The following is a 982-nucleotide window of genomic DNA, read 5'->3' as shown; positions in this document are numbered from 1 at the left end:
CTCTCTCCCAGGGGGAGTGGGGGTGGGCGAAGTAGACCGGCATCTGGGTGGCCATCGTGAATGCGGCATGGCCGGTGCATCTCGCTGCCCTAGACGCCGGGTGAGGGTGCCTTTCATCAGGTCGGGCAATCCGGTGACGTGGCTGATCAGGGCGTCACACACCCCGTCGGCGTCCTTGCCCTTGGGCAGGGCCAGGATGGTCACGAACCGGGTGGTGCGCTCGACCAGGGTGATCGCAGCGGTTTCTCCTGTGGGCGCCGATGATGAGGTCTCCTTCCCAATGCCCTGGGACCCGCCTGTGGGTGGCCTCCTCGGGTCGGTCATCGAGACAGAACGATCCCCACGATCGGGGCCTTGCGTTCCCCCAGACGACGTCGGGGTTTCCGGGAGATTCGCTTCGAGCGCAGCAGGATCCCGTGCTCACGCAGGGTCCCGGCATCGCGTAGAACCCGGGCCGTGGATCGAGGCGTCACGACTCCTCCACCCGGCCGCTGCGGTGCCCAGTACAAGGCCCAAGGGTCTCATCAGCGGCTTCGGCCCGCAGCCGCCCCGCGATCTGGCGGGGACTCCGCGAGCGTGTCAGGTCAGCCATGACCCTGACTTTCAACACTGGATTGGCGTCGACCTTGCGCGCCTTCGGGCGACACTGACGCTGGTGGGCCGCCACATCCGCGCTCACCGGCCGATACCCACCAGATACCGTGTCCCGGGCGATCTCCCGCCAGACCACTGAGACATCACGACCGATCCGCTCAGCAACCCGACGCAAAGACCACCCCTGATCCAACCCCCGTGCAATCGCAGCCCGACCGGTCATCGCCAACATCCGCCGCAACACAGCCTCCCGCCCTTGACCAGCACTGTTGCCACGACCCTATGACACTGCCCCGCTCCGAGGTGCCTCACGTAGGAATGAGCGCGAAGGGTGGGTTGGTGCCTCACGTAGTGTGAGCGTGAGGCTTGCGGTCATTTTGGGGTTCGG

The 982-nt window shown here is 66.3% G+C and carries 1 protein-coding gene and 1 pseudogene; both read right to left on the bottom strand.

What is annotated here, in order from left to right; all coding sequences use genetic code 11:
• Positions 1-469 precede the first annotated feature (469 nt).
• The gene (locus tag EII35_RS16580; protein ID WP_260465154.1) at positions 470-592 is read right to left on the bottom strand and encodes a hypothetical protein; all 123 of its coding nucleotides are present in this window, start codon (positions 590-592) and stop codon (positions 470-472) included.
• 126 nt (positions 593-718) lie between these two features.
• Positions 719-817: pseudogene (locus tag EII35_RS16780) on the bottom strand (helix-turn-helix domain-containing protein); the annotation flags it as partial.
• Positions 818-982 lie beyond the last annotated feature (165 nt).

The sequence above is a fragment of the Arachnia propionica genome, from assembly GCF_003932785.1.
Taxonomy (GTDB): Bacteria; Actinomycetota; Actinomycetes; order Propionibacteriales; family Propionibacteriaceae; genus Arachnia; species Arachnia propionica_B.
The sequence above is the reverse complement of the archived record's forward strand: the minus strand, read 5'-3'. Positions and strand labels throughout refer to the sequence as shown.